At 32.8% G+C, this 19,773-nt stretch carries 18 protein-coding genes; 8 read left to right on the forward strand and 10 right to left on the reverse strand.

The window, feature by feature from the left end; genetic code table 11:
- Position 1: 1 nt before the first annotated feature.
- Positions 2–1,579: a protein translocase subunit SecD gene (gene secD / locus CMCT_RS05670; RefSeq protein WP_169753248.1), complete on the reverse strand. Its 1,578-nt coding sequence runs from the start codon at positions 1,577–1,579 to the stop codon at positions 2–4.
- The gene (gene yajC, locus CMCT_RS05675) at positions 1,579–1,848 is read right to left on the reverse strand and encodes a preprotein translocase subunit YajC (protein WP_034969569.1); all 270 of its coding nucleotides are present in this window, start codon (positions 1,846–1,848) and stop codon (positions 1,579–1,581) included. The genes secD and yajC overlap by 1 nt, the downstream gene beginning before the upstream one ends.
- Here yajC and CMCT_RS05680 point away from each other — a divergent pair.
- Positions 1,821–3,113 carry an apolipoprotein N-acyltransferase gene (locus tag CMCT_RS05680; protein WP_051654906.1) on the forward strand — a complete coding sequence of 431 codons (1,293 nt, stop codon included), beginning with the start codon at positions 1,821–1,823 and terminating at the stop codon, positions 3,111–3,113. The genes yajC and CMCT_RS05680 overlap by 28 nt on opposite strands.
- On the opposite strand, the gene metK is transcribed toward CMCT_RS05680, so the two are convergent.
- Complete coding sequence (metK, locus tag CMCT_RS05685; protein WP_034969571.1) at positions 3,094–4,296, reverse strand: methionine adenosyltransferase; 1,203 nt, start codon at positions 4,294–4,296, stop codon at positions 3,094–3,096. The two genes, CMCT_RS05680 and metK, sit on opposite strands and share 20 nt — an antisense overlap.
- 144 nt (positions 4,297–4,440) lie before the next feature.
- Between metK and sstT the strand changes: the two genes are divergently transcribed.
- The 5 genes from sstT (at position 4,441) to CMCT_RS05710 (ending at position 9,852) form a co-directional block, all read left to right on the forward strand.
- Positions 4,441–5,700, forward strand: a complete 1,260-nt coding sequence (gene sstT, locus CMCT_RS05690; RefSeq protein WP_034969574.1) for a serine/threonine transporter SstT — start codon at positions 4,441–4,443, stop codon at positions 5,698–5,700.
- A gap of 74 nt (positions 5,701–5,774) precedes the next feature.
- Positions 5,775–7,496: a M3 family oligoendopeptidase gene (locus CMCT_RS05695; protein ID WP_034969576.1), complete on the forward strand. Its 1,722-nt coding sequence runs from the start codon at positions 5,775–5,777 to the stop codon at positions 7,494–7,496.
- On the forward strand, positions 7,490–7,933 hold the full coding sequence (locus CMCT_RS05700) for a hypothetical protein (protein ID WP_034969578.1): 444 nt from the start codon (positions 7,490–7,492) through the stop codon (positions 7,931–7,933). Before CMCT_RS05695 ends, CMCT_RS05700 begins: the two co-directional genes overlap by 7 nt.
- Before the next feature lie 87 nt (positions 7,934–8,020).
- Complete coding sequence (locus CMCT_RS05705) at positions 8,021–8,860, forward strand: cysteine ABC transporter substrate-binding protein (RefSeq protein ID WP_034969581.1); 840 nt, start codon at positions 8,021–8,023, stop codon at positions 8,858–8,860.
- 65 nt (positions 8,861–8,925) lie between these two features.
- Positions 8,926–9,852: a sugar transferase gene (locus CMCT_RS05710; RefSeq protein WP_034969679.1), complete on the forward strand. Its 927-nt coding sequence runs from the start codon at positions 8,926–8,928 to the stop codon at positions 9,850–9,852.
- On the opposite strand, the gene CMCT_RS05715 is transcribed toward CMCT_RS05710, so the two are convergent.
- Genes CMCT_RS05715 through neuC form a run of 6 tightly spaced genes read right to left on the reverse strand, consistent with a single transcriptional unit; the run spans position 9,837 to position 15,913 of the window.
- Positions 9,837–10,985: a glycosyltransferase family 4 protein gene (locus tag CMCT_RS05715; RefSeq protein ID WP_034969584.1), complete on the reverse strand. Its 1,149-nt coding sequence runs from the start codon at positions 10,983–10,985 to the stop codon at positions 9,837–9,839. The two genes, CMCT_RS05710 and CMCT_RS05715, sit on opposite strands and share 16 nt — an antisense overlap.
- A gap of 22 nt (positions 10,986–11,007) precedes the next feature.
- Positions 11,008–12,021, reverse strand: coding sequence for a glycosyltransferase family 2 protein (locus CMCT_RS05720; RefSeq protein ID WP_051654907.1), 1,014 nt, complete (start codon positions 12,019–12,021; stop codon positions 11,008–11,010).
- 23 nt (positions 12,022–12,044) lie between these two features.
- The gene (locus tag CMCT_RS05725; RefSeq protein ID WP_425321191.1) at positions 12,045–13,115 is read right to left on the reverse strand and encodes an N-acetylneuraminate synthase family protein; all 1,071 of its coding nucleotides are present in this window, start codon (positions 13,113–13,115) and stop codon (positions 12,045–12,047) included.
- Positions 13,055–14,116: a hypothetical protein gene (locus CMCT_RS05730; protein WP_176325059.1), complete on the reverse strand. Its 1,062-nt coding sequence runs from the start codon at positions 14,114–14,116 to the stop codon at positions 13,055–13,057. The genes CMCT_RS05725 and CMCT_RS05730 overlap by 61 nt, the downstream gene beginning before the upstream one ends.
- Positions 14,109–14,789, reverse strand: coding sequence for an acylneuraminate cytidylyltransferase family protein (locus CMCT_RS05735; RefSeq protein ID WP_034969586.1), 681 nt, complete (start codon positions 14,787–14,789; stop codon positions 14,109–14,111). The genes CMCT_RS05730 and CMCT_RS05735 overlap by 8 nt, the downstream gene beginning before the upstream one ends.
- Positions 14,786–15,913: a UDP-N-acetylglucosamine 2-epimerase gene (neuC, locus tag CMCT_RS05740; RefSeq protein WP_176325060.1), complete on the reverse strand. Its 1,128-nt coding sequence runs from the start codon at positions 15,911–15,913 to the stop codon at positions 14,786–14,788. The genes CMCT_RS05735 and neuC overlap by 4 nt, the downstream gene beginning before the upstream one ends.
- A gap of 135 nt (positions 15,914–16,048) precedes the next feature.
- Between neuC and CMCT_RS05745 the strand changes: the two genes are divergently transcribed.
- A complete protein-coding gene (locus CMCT_RS05745; protein ID WP_034969589.1) occupies positions 16,049–16,948 on the forward strand; it encodes an alpha-2,3-sialyltransferase in 900 nt (299 codons plus the stop codon).
- On the opposite strand, the gene CMCT_RS05750 is transcribed toward CMCT_RS05745, so the two are convergent.
- A complete protein-coding gene (locus CMCT_RS05750) occupies positions 16,934–18,643 on the reverse strand; it encodes an ATP-binding cassette domain-containing protein (RefSeq protein ID WP_082198665.1) in 1,710 nt (569 codons plus the stop codon). The genes CMCT_RS05745 and CMCT_RS05750 overlap by 15 nt on opposite strands.
- 103 nt (positions 18,644–18,746) lie before the next feature.
- Here CMCT_RS05750 and CMCT_RS05755 point away from each other — a divergent pair, with 103 nt between their 5' ends.
- Positions 18,747–19,718 (forward strand): glycosyltransferase family 2 protein, encoded by a 972-nt coding sequence (locus tag CMCT_RS05755; protein ID WP_034969591.1) that lies wholly within the window; start codon positions 18,747–18,749, stop codon positions 19,716–19,718.
- Positions 19,719–19,773 lie beyond the last annotated feature (55 nt).

The raw sequence follows: 19,773 nt of genomic DNA on the forward strand, positions 1-19,773 counted from the left end.
ACTATCCCCTTTTATAACCAAACCAAAATTTTGTATTGCCACTTTTTTCTATCCTATCAGCAATCAAATCAAAACACCCGTGTGTGCCTAAAATAGCAGTAAGCATGGAAGCTAAAACGCCTATACTCATAGTAACAGCAAAGCCTTTAACTGGACCAGTGCCATAAGCATAAAGAGCTACAACCGTTATAAGCGTTGTGATATTTGCGTCAACTATCGCACTCATCGCATTTTCGTAGCCTTTTTTAATCGAAGTCTTAAGACTAGCTCCGTCCCTTATAAATTCCCTCATACGTTCGTTTATAATGACGTTTGCATCAACTGCCATACCGATAGTAAGGACGATACCAGCCATACCAGGTAGCGTAAGAGTCGCACCAAACAGTGCCATTATCGCTATTAAAATCAAAATATTTGCCACAAGTGCAATATTTGCTAAAATTCCAGAAAATCCGTAATAAACAATCATAAACAATACAATAAGCATAGAAGCACCAGCTAAAGCGTTCATACTTTTACTAATACTCTCAGCACCAAGGCTTGGCCCAATACTACGCTTTTCAAGCAATTTTACAGGTGCGAGTAACGCACCACTTCTAAGAGCGATAGCTAAATCGTGAGCCTCCTCAACGCTAAATCCACCGCTTATCTGACCACTGCCACCACCAATTCTCTCGTTTATCACAGGAGCTGAATAAACCTTGCCGTCAAGCACAATAGCTAAGCGTTTACCGACATTTGCACCAGTAAAATCTCCAAAAATTCTAGCACCCTCAGAATTTAGCGAGAAGTTTATAATAGGCTGATTATTTTGCTGAGAAAATGCAACTTTTGCGTCTGTTAGCATTGCTCCATCAAGCACTGGCACACTTTTTAGGACATATTTTATGGCTTCACTTTTAACATCAGGATATATGATATCTCCATAGCTTTCAGCTTGAGCCGCACTCATCGTGTTTGCCTGGTCTTGACGCTTATCGTCTACTGCCATAAGTTGTAAGTGTGCTGCCTTTGCTATAAGCTCTCTAGCACGCATTTCATCAGCCTCGCTCTTAATGCCAGGTAGCTCAACTAAGATATTATCTTTACCCTGCTTTGCAACAGTTGGCTCAGCCAATCCAAACTGATCAAGCCTATTTCTAATAGTCTCAACCGCCTGAGATACAGCATAATCAAGAGTTGCCACTCTCTCTTGCTCTGTTAAATTTAAAGAGTAGTTTAAGCCATCTTTTTTAACGTCTAAACCGCCAATTTCTGAGAGCATTTTTTCAACTTTTGACACATCGTCGCTATCAATCAAAGAGAAATTTATAGTTTCATCTTTTACTTTTAGTTTATCTATTAAAATTTCCTCTTTTTTAGCATAGTAGTTTACACTAGCTGCAATTGACTTTACCTTTGAGTGCACGGCAACTTCTGTTTCTACGCCAAGTAGCATATAAAGACCGCCTTGTAAATCAAGCCCTAAGCTAACCTTTGCTCCAGTTTGAGTTTGCAAAAAAGACGGCATTGAAAAGCCGACTCCAAACAAAATGGCTATTAAAAATATAACAAGCCTGTAAGTTATTTTAGAGCCCATTACGCTTCTATCTTTTTAGCCACAAAATCACGTGCTATGCGGACGATTACGTCATCGTTAAGCTTTACTTTGATAAAATCATCCTCTGGTTTTATCACTTCACAAACAAGACCACCGCTTGTTACGATTTTATCACCTTTTTGCAAGGCTTGTATCATCGCTTGGTGTTGCTTTTGCTGTTTTTGTTGTGGTCTGATAACCAAAAAGTAAAATATCGCAAAAAGCACGATAAGAGGTAGTAATGAAGCTAGAAAATTTCCTTCCTGCATTGGGTTTCCTTAGTTTTAAATTTTTGACTTGTAATTCTAGCATTAAAAAGATAATAAAAGCCTTTGTTTATGCCTTAATGCTCTCAAATTTTATATTTATATCGATTTTTGAAAATAAAATTCTCGATTTTATCTCGCCATTTATTACATTTTTTGCAATCTATAATATTATAAATTTGGATAGATGTGGATTTTTTTGGGCTGGTTTTTTTAGTGGAATTTTATGGTTTTATTGGATTAGTTTTAGCTTTATTTACTATGAATTAGCTTGGCTTATACCACTTGTAATTTTTGGAATTGGGGTTATTTATGGGCTTATTTTTTTAGCAGCTAGTTTACCAAGTTTTGTGGCTTTAAGGGCGATTTTATTATTTATTTTTAGTTATATTCCACCATTTGGTTTTAACTGGTTTAATCTTGAAGCAACGCTGATTTTAGGGATTTTCCAGCCAAATATACGTGGTTTAATTGCTATATTTTTAGCAGCTATTTTGGCTAGTTATCTTAAAGGATATTTAAGAATTATTGCAGTTATTGTGTCTTTAGCTTTTGGTGTTGGGTTTAAAAATACAAAGCCCGTAGAGTTGCCATTTTCTCTTGAACTTGTAAATACCAACGTCAAACAATCTCAAAAGTGGGATAAAAATTTAAAAGATAAATTTATAGATGAAGCAATTTTGATTATAGATAACGCAATAGCCTTAAAAAAACGTGCAATTTTAATGCCAGAAAATGCTTTTGCAACCTTTATGACACACGAAAAAAATCTACAAAGAGAGCTTTTAGAAAAATCTCATAAAATAGCAATCATAGCCGGATCTTTAGCCTATGAAAATGGCTCAAATTTCAACTCTACATTTTTATTTGATAATGGCGTTATGAAAAGGTTTGACAAGGTTGTTTTGGTGCCATTTGGCGAGGAGATACCACTACCAAATTTTGCAAAAGAGATAATAAATAAGCTGTTTTTTGACGGAGCAAGTGACTTTAAAACAGCAAAAGAGCCAAGCAGCTATACAATAGACGGCGTGAAAATAAGAAACGCGATATGCTACGAAGCGACAACCGATAGGCTTTTTAAGGGAGATTTTGACGTTATGTTTGCAATAACAAACAACGGCTGGTTTAAGTCAGACTTTTTCCCAACAACCCAGCCGATTTTACAAAGAAATTTACTAAAATACTACGCCACAAAATATAACAAAATAATATACCACAGCGTAAATGGCTCTAAATCAGAGATCATTAAGCCAAAAGAGTTTTAAACAGATCTATGCTATCAAGCTTTTCCCAAGGATATTTTGCGTTTCCAACCTGTCCTTTTGCAGCCACTTTTGCATATAAAAACGTATCTTTACTAGGCTTATCAAGTCCAAATTTTTGTGTTATCCATCTTGGAGTAAGCGGGAAATTTTGCATAACAAAATTTGAAAGCTTATCATCATCAAGCCCTGCAATTTGCGTTCCCATAGTATCTACACTAACAGATGTAGGTTTAGCCACGCCTATTGCGTAGCTTATCTGGACTATACACTTTTTAGCAAGTCCTGCTGCTACAATGTTTTTAGCAATATATCTAGCCGCATATAAACCGCTTCTGTCAACCTTTGTGTAGTCCTTGCTTGACTGAGCACCACCGCCTATTGGAGCGTATCCACCAAAACTATCTACGATTAGCTTTCTACCAGTTAAACCGCTATCGTGAAGCGCACTGTGATTTACGTATCTGCCTGTTGGATTTATGTAAATTATCGTTTTTTCTTTATTATAAAGCTCTTTTGGTAAACCAGTATCATCGATAAGCCCTTGAATTAAAGCCCTTAACTCATCTATATGCATACTCTCCACACAAGGTGCCGACACAACTATCGTATGTATGCTTTGCGGACGGCAGTTTTCAAAGTTATCTTTTGTGCCATAGTCTATCGTGACTTGCGTTTTTATATCAACGCCTAGTTTATCTGGATTAGCTTTGGCAAATTTATACACCTTATCGCTTAGCATACGAGCATAAGTAATAGCTGCTGGCATATATTCATCAGCTTCACAACTTGCAAAACCAAACATAATCCCCTGATCTCCAGCCCCTATTTCGCCGTCTTCTTGATCTACGCCTTGATTTATATCAGGGCTTTGCTGATTTATACAAACCTTAACCTCAATATCATCAGGATGTAAACACTGAGCCTTTGTAAATTTTGACTTGCCATCATATCCTATGTGAGCAAGTGCGTCTTTGACAATGCCCTCATAATCGTGGTACGAAAGATTAACCTTTGAGTTTATCTCTCCACCTATGATGACATTTTTACCAGCTACAAAAACCTCACTAGCAACACGACCATTTGGATCCTCTGTAAGAATTTTATCAACTATGCTATCAGCAATAATATCAGCGCATTTATCAGGGTGACCCGGACTTACAACCTCAGAAGTAAATAGATACATCAACATTCCCCTTATAATCTAAATAATTGCGTAATTGTAACATTTAATAATAAAATTTAAATTAACAAAATATTTAAATTTTTAATTTACTAACTTTTTTTGTTATACTCCAAAGAAATTTTTCAAAAAAAAGGGGGGGGGTTAATGAGCGCGATCTCAAAAATGGCAAAGCGATATGCAGACGGCAACTTAATCGTTCAAATTTTAATAGGTATCACACTTGGAGCTATCATAGGCTTTTGGGGACATTCACAGCTTGCAGTTGAGGGAGGAGAGGCTGAGTTTGCAAATAAAATTTTAAACACGATAGCAATTTTGGGTAATTTATTTGTAGGTGCACTAAAGGCTGTTGCACCAGTGTTAGTGTTTGTTTTGGTTGCAACTTCTATAATCACAAAAGATTTTGGAGAAACAAAAGGTATGGGCAGGGTTGTTGCACTTTACCTAACTGGGACATTTTTAGCAGCCGTAGTCGCGGTTTGTGCTAGTTTTATGTTTCCTGTTGAGCTTGTCTTAAAGGGCGTTGAGAGTGCAAAAATGAGTGCTCCACAAAATGTCATTGACGTGTTAAAAGATCTAATTTTTAAAATGGTTCAAAATCCAGTAACCGCCATTGGTAGCGGGAACTACATAGGTATCATCACTTGGGCGGTGGGTGCTGGTATAGCTATGCGTGGTTGCACAAAAGAAACTAAAAATGTCTTTAAAGATGTGAGCGATGGAGTAACAAAAATAGTAAAATTTGTAATTCGCCTAGCACCATTTGGCATATTTGGTCTTGTTGCCATAAGCATTCACGAAACTGGATTTGACGCATTGGCTGGATATTTAAAGCTTATTTTTGTTTTAGTTGGTGCTATGCTTTTTGTTGCATTTGTCATCAATCCTCTGATGGCATTTGTTGTAACTCGTAAAAATCCATATCCACTTGTAATGACATCTATAAAAGAGAGTGCAGTTACTGCGTTTTTCACACGCTCATCAGCTGCAAATATCCCTGTAAATATGGCACTTTGCAAAAAACTTGGACTAAAAGAGGAGCTTTACTCTATCTCTATACCGCTTGGTGCTACGATCAATATGGCAGGAGCTGCGATAACAATTAGTATCCTAGCCCTAGCCGCTGTAAATTCGCTAGATTACGTAACTGTAAGTTTTAGCGACGCCCTACTTCTTAGCTTCATCTCAGCCATTGGAGCTTGCGGTGCTTCAGGCGTAGCTGGTGGCTCGTTGCTCCTTGTGCCACTTGCTTGTGCATTATTTGGAATTTCAGATGATATAGCTATGCAAGTTGTTGCGGTTGGCTTTATCATAGGAGTTATACAAGATAGCGTTGAAACCGCACTAAATAGCTCATCTGACGTTGTCTTTACAGCTATTGCTTCTGAAACTATAAAAGATTGATTTTAGCCCAAATAAGGGCTAAAATTTTATAAATTTTGTGTAAAATAGTTAAAATTTAATTTTTAGGATTTTATATGAACACTTGGGATTTAACTCCGCTTTTTAAAAATACAAAAGAGCTTGAACAATTTACAGAGCAGACAAAGAAAAATTGTGAAAATTTCAAAATAAAATTTGAAAACAAGCTAAATAATTTAAACCAAAATGATTTTGCTAAATCGATAGAGACTTATGAAAGTCTAAACGCCGATATCTCAAAGATAATGACCTACGCATTTTTAGTGTTTGCTAAAGATACAAAAAAGGGTAGCTTTTATGCAAAATTTGACGAGGAATGCACAAGAGCACAGCAAAATTTGCTATTTTTTGAACTTGAGTTTAATACACTAGATGAAAAAACTCAAGATAAATTTATAAAAGCAACTCCAAAATTTGCATACTACCTATCAAATTTAAAAGAGCAAAAACCTCATCAACTAAGCCTTAAAGAAGAGGAAATTTTGCTTCGCACCTCAAATACAGGAGCTGAAGCTTTTGCCAGACTTTTTGATGAGAGTATGTCGGCTATGAAATTTAAGTTTAAAGGCAAAATGCTAAGCGAAGAGGAGGTTTTAAGCAAACTTCACAGCACTAATAGAAATGAACGCAGAGAGGCTGCAAAATCCTTATCAAACGAGCTTAGCAAACACAAACACTTGCTAACATACATATATAATATGATAAAAACAGACCTTGCGACAAGTTGTGAACTAAGAAATTTTAAAACCCCTGAAGCACCAAGACATCTAAGCAATCAAATAACCCAAAAAAGCGTCAATGCACTCATAAAAGCTAGTGAAAATAGCTTTGATATAGTGCATAAATTTTATGAAAAAAAGCGAAAAATTCTAGGGCTTAAAAAACTTTATGACTACGACAGATACGCTCCACTTGAACAAAATGAGACAAAATACGAATTTAAAAAGTGCAAAGAGATTGTGCTAAAGGCGTTTAGTGAGTTTAGTCCTAAATTTGGTAAGATAGCAAAAGAGGCATTTGAAAATGGTTGGCTTGATGTATATCCAAGCGATTCCAAAAGAGGCGGTGCGTTTTCACATTCAGGTTCAGCAGACGCCCATCCATACGTGCTTTTAAACCATACAGATGGCAGACGAGATCTCTTTACCTTAGCCCACGAACTAGGTCACGCAATCCATCAAAAGCTATCATACAGCGTTGGTTTTTTAAACTCAGACACTCCGCTTACAACAGCAGAGACAGCCTCTGTATTTTGCGAAATGCTAGTTTTTGACTACGTAAAAAACGAGCTAAAGCCAAAAGAAAAACAGGCTATGTTAGCAGGCAAACTTGAAGATATTTTTGCTACTCTTTATAGACAGATAAACTTTACCACATTTGAAAGGCGAGTGCATTCGCACAAAGGCGAGATAAGTAGCAACGAGCTAGATAAAATTTGGCTTGAAGAGAGTGCAAAAATGTTTGGCAAAAGTGTGACACTAAATGAGTATTATAAAATTTGGTGGAGTTACATACCGCACTTTATTCATACGCCATTTTACTGCTACGCCTACTCGTATGCACAGCTTTTAGTACTTGCTCTTTTTGGACTTTACAAGAGCAAAAAGTGTGAAAATTTTGTTGAAATTTACACTAAATTTTTAAGTAGCGGTGGTTCTAAAAGCCCAAAAGAGCTGGTTGGACTATTTGGTTTTGATATAGATGATGAGAAATTTTGGAACATAGGGCTAAATGAGATTAAAAAAATAGTAAAAGAATTTGAGGAGCTAAAATGCTAAATGAGCTTTTAAATAACGACAAATTTGCACTTTTGATGAAAATGCACGTTTATGAATGCATAGATTTTTTACTTCAAAACGGGATAGATTTTGGCATAGTTGCAAACCTAAATCTTACTAAATTTCAACCAACATTGCCAGATGAGATATCTAAAAATTTCAGCCAACCTGCCATAGTTTTTATGTTAGCAGGTTATACGTTTGAGAGTGCCAAGCTAACGCAAGATGAGCTTAGCTTTGAGGCTGGGTTTGGCTTGCAAGACTATGCCTCAGTCGTAAGTGTCCCACTTGGCGGTATAGTTCAGGTAATGGTCGAGGATAGCGCGGTGCTTATAAATTTCTCAGTGCCAAAGATAAAAGAAAAGCCCGAGCAAAAATCAATCCTAAGGTTTAAATCAAACCCAAAAAATCAAGAAATTTGTAACAAAAAAAGTTAGCAACCAACTTTAAGTAGCCAAATTAACCTAGCTTTTATAAAAATTTTAGTATAAATTTAGTCCTATTTTAAATCAAAGGAGAAAGAGATGAAAAAGATACTTTTTTCATTTTTGGCGCTAGTCGCTACCGTCTTTCTAACGGGTTGTGGCGAAGAAAAGTCTGCTACGCAAACTGATGCGATAGCTAAAATCAAAGAACGCGGATACGTGCGTATCGGGGTTTTTAGTGATAAACCACCTTTTGGTTTTGTCGATAAAAACGGCAAAAATCAAGGATATGACATCTACTTTGCAAAACGTATCGCAAAGGATTTGCTAGGCGATGAGAGCAAGGTTAAATTTGAACTAGTTGAGGCAGCCAGCAGAACCGAAGTCTTGGTGGCTGATAAGGTTGATATAACTCTTGCAAATTTCACAAAAACAACAGAGAGAGAAAAGGTTGTTGATTTTGCATTGCCTTATATGAAGGTTTCTTTGGGCGTCGTAAGCCCTGAAGGTGCTGTGATTAAGGATATTAGCGAACTTAAAGGCAAGAAACTAATCGTAAATAAAGGCACGACAGCTGACGCATATTTTACCAAAAATCACCCAGAAATAGAGCTGATAAAATTTGATCAAAACACTGAAACTTTCGCTGCTTTACTAGATGGTAGAGGAGTTGCACTATCGCACGATAACGCCCTACTTTTTGCTTGGGTTAAAGAAAATCCAAAATTTGTAGTTGGCATAGAGGCATTTGGCGATGTCGATGTCATCGCACCTGCCGTTAAAAAAGGCAATGAAGCTCTACTAAAATGGCTAAATGATGAGATTGTAAATCTTGGTAAAGAAAATTTCTTTCATAAAGCATACGACACTACTTTAAAGCCAGTTTATGGCGACACTGTAAATCCTGAATCACTTGTAGTCGAGGGCGGAAAAATATAAAAAATTTAGGCAAGATTTTCTTGCCTAAATGTGATATAATAAATCAAAAACAAACGAGGTTTCTTGTGCTGGTTCTTGGTGATAAATACACTTTTTGCGAATTTGAGCTAAAAAAACTAACAAAGCGTTTTGATAATATCGATTTTATAGAGTATTCAAACGAGAAAGAAACTAGAACTGGGCTAGAAAGCTTACTCTCAAACAAACATTATCACTACATAATTTTAAATTCCAAAGAGTCAATTGACGCAAAGATGATAAAATATCTAACAAAACTTCAATTTAGGCAAAACCACAAAACAAAAATAATTAGCATTGAGCTATTCTTAGAAACTTTTCTTCAAAAATGCTACATTCCAGATGATGATAGGGATTTGAATTTTTTAAGCGATATCAGGGCGTATAATGCTTTTGAGCTGTTTTTAAAACGAGCGATTGACTATTTTGGTGGGAGTGTGCTATTTTTAATACACTTTTTTATGAAATTTTATGTCAAAAAACGCATAGATGAAGAGTCACCAGGAGAGATTTATTTTGTGCAAAAAAGAGTTGGATTAAACAATAAAGAATTTGGATGTATAAAATATAGATCAATGATATTAGACGCTGAGAAAAATGGAGTACAATTTGCAAAAAGCAACGACGATAGAGTTTTTAAATTTGGCAATTTTATGAGAAAAACCAGGATTGATGAGATACCACAATGCATAAATGTATTAAAAGGAGAAATGCATTTAATAGGTCCAAGGCCAGAACGCAGACACTGGATAAATATCTTTGAAAAAGAGATACCTTACTACAACGAGAGGCACCTAGTTAGACCCGGCATAACTGGCTGGGCGCAGGTAAATTACCCTTACGGCGAAAATGCCTACGATGCAAAACAAAAGCTAATGTATGATTTATACTACATAAAACACTGGTCGCTTTGGCTTGAAATAAAGACGATATTTAATACAGTAGCTATCATGGTCGGTCAAAAAGGCGTATAACTATTTTCTAAAATAAGTGTTATTAATCTTTTGTTTATTTTAAACACGTCAAAATTATTTTCCGCTATTGCCCTGCTCTCTTTACCCATTTTCTCTATTAAATCAGGATTTTTTATAAAAATTTCCATTTTATCAGCTAAAATTTTAACGTCAAATGGTGGTATCAAAAAGCCATTCACGCCATCTTTTATGCTATCTTTGCAACCTGGCACATTGGTTGTGATAACAGCCCTGCCGATTGCCATAGCCTCTTGCGTGCTTCTTGGAAAACCTTCACGATAGTAGCTTGGCAAGACAAACACGGATGTATTTTTGATTTTTTCCTCAATATCATTAACCCCCCCCCTATAGATAATGATATCATTTTTTATATACTCTTCTAGCTCATCCTTTTTTATAGAAAATGGATTATTTTCATCAGCATCCCCATAAACATAAAATTTAATATTTGGATATCTCTCTTTTATAATCTTTGCGGCATTTATATACTCAAATATACCTTTTTGTGCCAAAAGTCTTGCTATAAATATAAAACTAACAGGCTCTAATAGTGGTCTTTGGTGGCTAAATTTAGTTAAATCCACGCCAATTGGACCTAAAATTTCAAGAGATTTTAGACTTATTTTATATCTATCGATCAAATCTACCTTATCATCATTATTTAACAATATAAGTCTATCAAGCAGTGGGAGTGAAAATTTATAGAGTAAAATCTGAACCGACTTTATTAAATTTGTCTTTATTTTTTGCCTTTCGTTTAAAAGTGGAGTAAATGCATTTCCTAACCCCTCTATCATACCAACTTTTCGTTTCACACCAGCAATCTTAGCAGCAATAGTGCCAAATATAACAGGCTTTACAAAAAAGCTAAACACAATATCTGGTTTATGATGTTTTAGTAGTTTTATTAAATTTATTGTGGCTTTTATATCTTTAAGCGGATTTAACCCCTTTGCGTTCAAATCATAATCAATCGGAATAGCCCCAAAAGACCTGACAATCTCTTTGCTTTTTTCATCATAGTCGCTTGTTAAACAATAAACTTCGTGGTTTTGGCTAACAAGCTCTAAAATCAACTCGCGTCTAAAATTTATCATCATAGAAGCAATGCTACCAATTATAAAAATTTTCAAAGAATATCTCCTATTTACATAATTACAAATTTTTTATATATCTATAAAATTTTTTAGAAAAAGCGATTAAAAAATCCAGCCTTATAAACACCAAACTGTATAAAATTTTACGAACAAAACTATTCTTTTTATTCATCCATACGTATTTTACTTTATAAGATTGTGGCAAAATTTCTTTTATATACAGCTTGGTATTGCTCGTATTATTTGGGATAAAAATATTTAAAAAACCAATATATTGATACTTTATACAATCACTTAAATTATTTTTATATATAAAATTTGTAATAAACGAACTAAACAGCTTAAAACTCTCTATTTCTTGTTTTGAAAAATTTCTAGTTGATAAAGAATTAGAATTTGTGCGATTATAGTGAACAAAAGCCTCGTTTAAATGCAAAATTTTATTTGCATTTAAAAATAGTTGCAAACACAATATGGTATCTTCTCCGTGAGAAGAAGTTGGAAAGATAACATCTTTATATAGCTTTCTTGCGATCAACTTATCCCATAATGCAACAGAAACATACATGGCCAAGATTGATTTTATATAATCATTTCTTTTAAAATCTGAAAAATTTGCACCAATATAATTATGTGATCTATACACTTGTTTGTTATGATAGTTTAAAAAATAATCACAACAAACTATATCAGCATTATTATCATTTGCCTTTTGATACATTTTGCTTACCATGTTAGGTTCTATCCAATCGTCAGAGTCAATATGAAGAACAAATTCTCCATTTGAATTTTCAAATCCTGTTTTTCTTGCTTGAGGCAAACCTTCGTTTTGGGGTTTATTTATAATTTTTATGTCATCTTTTCTATTTGGATATTTATTTAAAGTTTGGCTTAAAACTTCCATGCTTTTATCTAGCGTGCAGTCATTTACAAAGATAAATTCTATACTTTCATAGTCTTGCTTCATTAGGCTTGTTGCACATTTTTCTATGAAATTTTCAACATTATAAATAGGAACTATTATGCTTACATCGTATTTTTTCATGCCAACCTCGTAATCTAGAATTTGCATTTTACGATCCATAAACATTGCAACTAATAAATATCTTGTTTTTTAATTTGTGAATTTTTAGCAATATCATTTTTAGCGATTTTACCAAATAAACTCTCATACTCATCAGCACCAAAATCACCACCGCTTGGTCTTTTAACCCACAAATTTTCACCACTTAAAACATCACCCTTTTTTATGTCAGCATCAGCCACAACAGAGGCAAACGCAAACGCCTTAGTTGGCTTTTCATCATCTATTAAAGTGTTTTTTTGCCCAAATCTCATTTTGGCCAATGCAGATGAAGCTGTTTTCAGCTCCTTAAACGCAATAGGATCCATAGAACAAACTATATCAGGTCCGACTCTATGCATACTATCGGTAAAATGCCTTTCTAATATACTTGCCCCCAATGCAACAGCACCCATGCATGCATAATTATCAGTTGTATGATCGGATAATCCAACAACAGCATTTGGAAATTCTCTCATTAGTTCACTCATTGCACCAAGTCTAACATCGCTATACTTTGTAGGGTATACATTTGTGCAATGAAGCAATGCATAAGGCACACCGGCACTTTCGATTATGGAAACCGTTTTTTTAATGCTTTGAATATCATTCATTCCAGTAGATAAAATAATTGGTTTACCAAAAGATGCTATTAATTTTACAAGTGGGTAGTTGTTACATTCACCTGAGCCTATTTTATAGGCTGGTATATTCATTTTTTGAAGTCTATGCGCTGCCGCCCTAGAAAATGGTGTAGAGATAAATATCATGCCCTTGCTTTCGACATATTTTTGAAGTTTTATCTCATCTTCTTCGTTTAACGCACATCTTTTCATAATCTCATATATACTAACATCAGCATTACCAGGTATAACACCCTTTGCCTCATTACTCATCTCATCTTCAACAATATGCGTTTGATGTTTTATTACCTCAGCTCCAGCCCTGTGTGCAGCATCAACCATCTCAAATGCGGTCTTAATACTTCCTTCATGATTTATGCCTATCTCACATATAATCAAAGGCTCATGGTTTATACCGACTAATCTATTTTGGATTTTAAATTCTTTAGGATTTTGCATATCGCTTGCACCCCCCCCCATTTATAAATTTTATTTATTACAAATAAACCAGCTTCATCTATCCAAACGCTTATGCTGCAATCTTTTTTATTGCTTTGTTTTAAAGCGTCAATAAACGATGTCTTATAATCATCATAGTTATTTTTAAAGATTATAAAATCTTTCGGATTTGTCATATTAAGCTTGTATTGTTTTAAAATTTTACTTAATGGCACAAGATGGCTAGTTAAAATAAATATCCATGTTTTTGGATAATAATTTGAGTTGTGATTGTTTTTAAAATCATATACTCCAAACCCAAAATCATTTTTTTGAAATTTCATGTGATAGTAGGCTGTTAGTGTGTTATTAATGAAAAGTTTTTTATCTTTAAATTCGGTATATTCACTAGGGAAATTCATGACTTCGCAATATTTGTCTTTTTTATAAAAAGTATCTTTATGAACCTTAAAAAGACACAAGTCAGAAAAAAGACCGCAAAAAACAGAACTGCTTAAACAATAAATTTCACTACGTTGCATTATGATATTAATACCGCTTAACTTTAGATACTCATTTGGTTTCATTTTTAGCATATATTTCTTGATATCAGCCGTTTTAATTGGATCTAATATAATATCACCATCTATTTTTACAGCCCATTTATACGTAGTTTTACTCAAAGCAAAATTATAATAATTAACTAAACTTTGATAGTCATCAGCCCCAAGCTCTTTATACTCTTTTGTACCTTGTGCAAAAACTTTTGGTATATAATGGTAAATTTTAAGCTTATTTGGATAGATTTTTAAAAGTTGCTTTAAAACTTCTTCTGTTTTATCAATGCAGTCATTATAAACCACTACCAGCTCATCTAAAAATCCAGCGCCTAAATCATCTGAATTTTCAAGCCATGAGTGAATAACTTGATCTATAAATTCATCTTCATTTTTACACCTAATAAATCCGCTAACACCATCTTTTCTGCTATTAACATCCTTAAAAATTACATCAGGTTTATCAACTATAATTATTTCATTCATTTTCTGCTCTTTTGCAAAGCAAATTTGCTCTTTTTAAATCCTGCAAACTATCAATATCTATAGAGCTTATCTCATCCATTTTATATAAATTTAATGGCTCTATAAAAAATCTCTTAAACTCAAACAAATCAGCTATACTATTTATATATATTGCACCGTTTGGCAAATATGCCTTTGGCAATATTTGTCTAGGCAACTCAAGGCTTTTTAAATCATTTACAGGGTAAAAAATACTATCATTTTCTATAATCATTTTAAATGGATGGGACTTGCACTCCGTAACAGAAACTAAACTGCCAGTGTTTGTTTTGGTAAAAATTTCAAATGCTTCTTTTATATGTTTTGCTGTCCTTAAAGGGCTTGTAGGCTGTAATAAAACCGAAGTGCCTTTTGTAATTTTCAACTCACTTAAAGCATGCAATATCGCAGATATTGAACTTGCAGTATCGCTTGCTAAATACTCTGGTCTTTTGATAACTTTTATATCATACTTAAACCCTTCTTTTGCTATCTCATCGCCATCAGTAGATAAAACAATTTTATCAAAAACACCACTATTTATTGCTTGAGTTATTGCTCTAGCAACTAAAGAAATTCCACCAACTTTTCTTAAATTTTTATTTATCAAGCCCTTTGAATTAGCTCTAGCAAGTATCACTGCGACATTACTCATTCTACAAATACCTTTTGTAAATTAGTTTGCCAAATTTTATCATTATGGATAAACTCAATAAACTTACTAAGGCTATCTCCACTACCAAAGCTTGTGTCCTTATTTAAAGGACTATTTGGTTTTAAATTTGAGATTGCTTTTAAAATTTCATTACTATCATACCAGCAATTATAGACAAATTTTGAAGTGCTTCTATTGTTTTGCCTAGTGCCGACATTGATAGTATTTACACCATAAAATGGAGCTTCTCTCACCCCTGCACTTGAATTTCCGATAATAAACTCAGCATTTTTAAGCAAAACCAAAAAATATTCAAATCTAATAGATGGGAAAATCTTAAATTTTTTACAATCACGCATCTTGTCTATCTGTGAGAGTATGAATTTTGAGCCAAGATCATTGTTTGGATATATTACAATAAAATTTTTATTGCTGTCATCTATGGCTTTAAAATACTGTTTTGTATACTCTTGCATATAGTCAAACTCGGTAGTAACTGGATGAAACATTGAAATGGCGTAACTATTAAAATCTATATCATAGTACTCTTTTGCATCTTTTAAATTTGGCAAAGTATTACTACTCATTACGTCAATATCAGGAGAGCCTATGATAAAGATATTGCCTTTATTTTCACCCATTTTTATAAGGCGATTTTTAGCCTCATTATTTGCAACCAAATGAATATGTGCAAATTTGCTTATAGCATGTCTTATGCTGTCATCAATAGTTCCAGAAAGCTCGCCACCCTCTATATGACACACTAGTTTTCTCTCAAAACAAGCAGCTAATGCACCAGCTAATGCCTCAATCCTGTCCCCATGAACAAACACCATATCTGGGTTAATTTCTGTAAAAAATCTACTTAAGATATTAATACTATTACCCAAAATTGACCCCATGGGTTCATCTATGAATTGATTATTGATCAAGTAGATATTTTTATAATTTTGTTTTATAACCTCTCTGTATGTACTACCATATAAAGATAGCATGTGCATGCCGGTTACTATAACAAACAACTCAAACTCATCACTCTTTTCTATATACGACAAAAGAGGTTTTAGTTTTCCAAAATCAGCCCTTGTCCCAGTTATAAAAAGTAGCTTTTTCTTAGCTAACATAACAAACAAATCCTAAAATGCATTTTAAAGTTCTAATTATACATTTTTTTTATAAATTTAAAGGTAAAATTATATCAAAATAGATATAATTTTGACACATTATAAATTTTTAAGAAACAAAAAAAAGGGGGGGGGTTGAACTCAACAAATGCACTAATATCTGGCAATGGTCCAAGCCTAAAAAATATAGATTACTCTTTATTACCGGACTCTTATGATATTTTTAGGTGTAATCAATTTTATTTTGAAGACAGGTATTTTTTAGGTAAAAGATGTGATTTTGCTTTTTTAAATTCAGGGGTAGCACTTGAGCAGTACCTCACGTTTAAAACATTAGAAGAAAAAGACGAGTATATAATAAAAAACATTGTGTTATCTAATTTATGCTTAAGCAAATTTGAAGTAGAGGAATTAAAAAATATACAAAAGATATTTTTTCCTGATGTAGAAGATGGGTATGAAACGTATAGCAAGCTAAAAGATTTTGATACATTTGTAAAATTTAACGAGATCTACAAAAACAACCGCATAACGTCAGGCATATATATGTGTGCATACGCTATCGCAAAAGGATATAAAAATATATATCTAACAGGAATCGACTTTTATTCAAAGGAGGTAGATTACTATGCGTTTGATACCAAAAAGAAAAACTTAACTACTATAATTAATAATTTCAAAACAGATCATTATAAGTTCTCATACCACAAAGAATACTTTGACGTAGAAGCTTTAATCTTTTTAAAAAACAATTACGATGTAAATTTTATATGTATAAGTCCAAACAGTCTATTAGATAAACATTTAAGAGATAAAAATATACACACCGAACCTAAAAAAAATGAAGAGTGCAAATTTACACCAAGCAATAAACCCAAAAACTACACTAATGATATAATAATGCCAAGCCAAGAGGCGCGTAAAAGATATTTAATAGCCACTAATCACTTCATAGCAATTGGTTCTGATTTTAAAAAATTTACAAAACAGCAAATTAGGAAACTGTTAGTAAAACTCGGCCTAAATTTGACTTAATAGGCCGTTTTTAACTTCATAAATATAGTCACAATCTTTTATGCTGCTTAATCGGTGGGTGACTATGATAATAGTTTGGTTTTTATTATGTGATAAAATTTCATGCATGATAGCCTTTTCTGTTTTTTCATCAAGTGCAGATGTGGCCTCATCTAGTATCAATATATCATAATCATTATACAAGGTTCTAGCTATGGCAATGCGTTGTCTTTGCCCTCCACTCAGCTTTACACCATTGCTGCCTACATTCGTCTCCACACCATCTTTTAAGCCCATAACAAAATCATATAAACATACTTTTTTAAGAACATCTACTATCTTATCGTCATCGCGATTATTTCCAAAATATATGTTTTCAGCTATACTCGCGTCAAACAGATAAATTCCTTGCGGGACATAAGCTATTTTATTTCTCCATGATATTAAATTACTCTCATCCACACCTACACCATCAACAAACAATGTATTTTTGCTAGGTACAATAAGCCCCATAATAATATCAATCATCGTTGATTTACCGCTACCACTAGGTCCAATAATAGCTATTTTGCTCCCCTTTTTTATACTTAAGTTAATATTTTTTAGCGCAGCGTGATGATTATCGTAAGAAAAGCTAAGATTATTTAGCCTTATTTCATTTTTAAAATCAATACTATTATTTTTGAAATTTTCTTGTTTCATATTGTAAATTTCATAAATAACATCAACAGCCCTATGATGATAAGCAATATAACCGTATGAGTTTAAAATTCTATTTGTTGATGGCACCATCCTATACATACCAAGTAGCATAAAGCTTAAAATATGAAGTCTCTCGCTTAAATTTGCACTATCATCTAAAACTATAAACAAAGCTATACTTATCAAAACCAAAAACATTATAGTCTCTAAAAAAATTCTAGGCATGTTGTTTAAAAATTGCATTCTAGTCGTTGATTTTCTAAAAATATTACTTGCATTTTTAAAATTTTCTTTAATTACATGCTGTTTTATAGTTGAAATTTTAAACATTTTATAGTTATTAAATACATGATAAATAGTATCAAAAAATTGTTTTTGATTTTCCTCCCTATGTTTTCCATATTTTTTTAGCCTAGGTGAGACAATCTTTAAAAGCACAAAAACTGCCACAAATAGCATAAGAGTAATAAATATGGTGAGCTTAAAATCAACATACAACATAAAAACATAGATACAAACAGTAATCATAAGCTCGACTACTATGGTTAAAAAATTATTAATTGATATACATATATTGTAAGCCTCATTTATTATGCTTTTACTAATGTCTGACTCTTTTATATTTGTAAAATCAACATAGCTTAAATGGAGTAGTTTTTTAAATATATTTTGTGAAATTTCTGAATACCTACCCTCTGTAAAACGAGATGTAACATAGGTATAAAGCATTAAAATAATAGCCCTAAAACAATAAAACAAAATAAGACAAATACCAACAAATACTGTAAAATGCGTAGGGACTTTAAAATTAAATAGATTATAAATAAATAACAAAATTTTGTTATTAAAAATATAATTGCTGTCATTTATAATCGCGACAAACGGCATTATTAAAGATATAGCAAAAAGCTCAACAAAAGAGACAAAAAGCGAAAATAAAAAGATAAAAAAGAGCCTTTGCCTATCCTTTTTACTAAAAATAAAATTGACTTTTTTTATAAAGTTAAACAACAAACATCCTATTAAGCTAAAGAATTTTAAGAATTATTATATTAAAATATCGTTTAAAATTTTATTATTTTCATAACGCTTAAGAATCATAATAAAGGTCTATTTTATGAGTAACTATAAAGTCTCCATTATTACACCGATTTACGGAGTTGAAAAATATATAAAAAAATGTGCAATTTCACTTTTTGAGCAAGATTTTAAAGATATTGAGTATATTTTTGTAAACGACTGCACAAAGGATAAAAGTATTGAAATTTTAAAAGATGTGATACAAAACTATCCAAATAAAAATATAAAAATCATAAACCACGATAAAAATAAAGGTTTAGGTCAAGCTAGAAAAACCGGCACACAACTAGCAAATGGTGAATATATTATGCATATTGATTCAGATGACTGGTGTGAGCACGACATGATAAGTGCGCTTTATCAAGCAGCAAAAGAGAAAAATGCAGATATCGTAAGCTGCAATTGGATAGAAGAGTATGGCAATAACAGTAGTTCAAAGCTCATACAGCACAATTACAATAAACTAAATGGTAGTGACTGTTATTTTGATTTTTTAGGTGGGTATATTCTTGCTCCAAATGTTTGGAGTAAATTTTATAAAAAAGAGCTTTTTAATGATGTAAAATTTGCGGATTTTTCATACGGAGAAGATCTATTTTTAAATACACAAATTTTTAAAAAAGCCAAAAAAGTCATATTTTTAAATAAAGCATTTGTGCATTATAATAAAGAAAATACAAACTCAATAACCCATCATCAAAAAGACATAAAAGAAGAGTTTATACACCTTCATAAGAGTATTTATGGTCTACTTAAAACAAAGATTGAAAAAAATATCAAAGATAGGTATATTTTAATAACTTGCATAAAACTATTTTACCCACACCATAAAGAAGTTATAGATAAAATAGATCCAAAAATTTATAGTCTCAAAACGATATGGGGAGGGGTAGGAGCTAAAATTAATAGCTTAAATTTTATAAAAAAGATAGTTTATAGCTTGGTTTTAATAAAATGTGGTTTTATTTTTAGGCTAGCATTAAATTTCAAAAAACGCCTAAAACTTTAAAAAAGATATCAGCACCTGTGAGATAATTGTAAACTCATACTTTCATATTTAACTT

This window comes from Campylobacter mucosalis, from assembly GCF_013372205.1.
GTDB classification, from domain to species: domain Bacteria; phylum Campylobacterota; class Campylobacteria; order Campylobacterales; family Campylobacteraceae; genus Campylobacter_A; species Campylobacter_A mucosalis.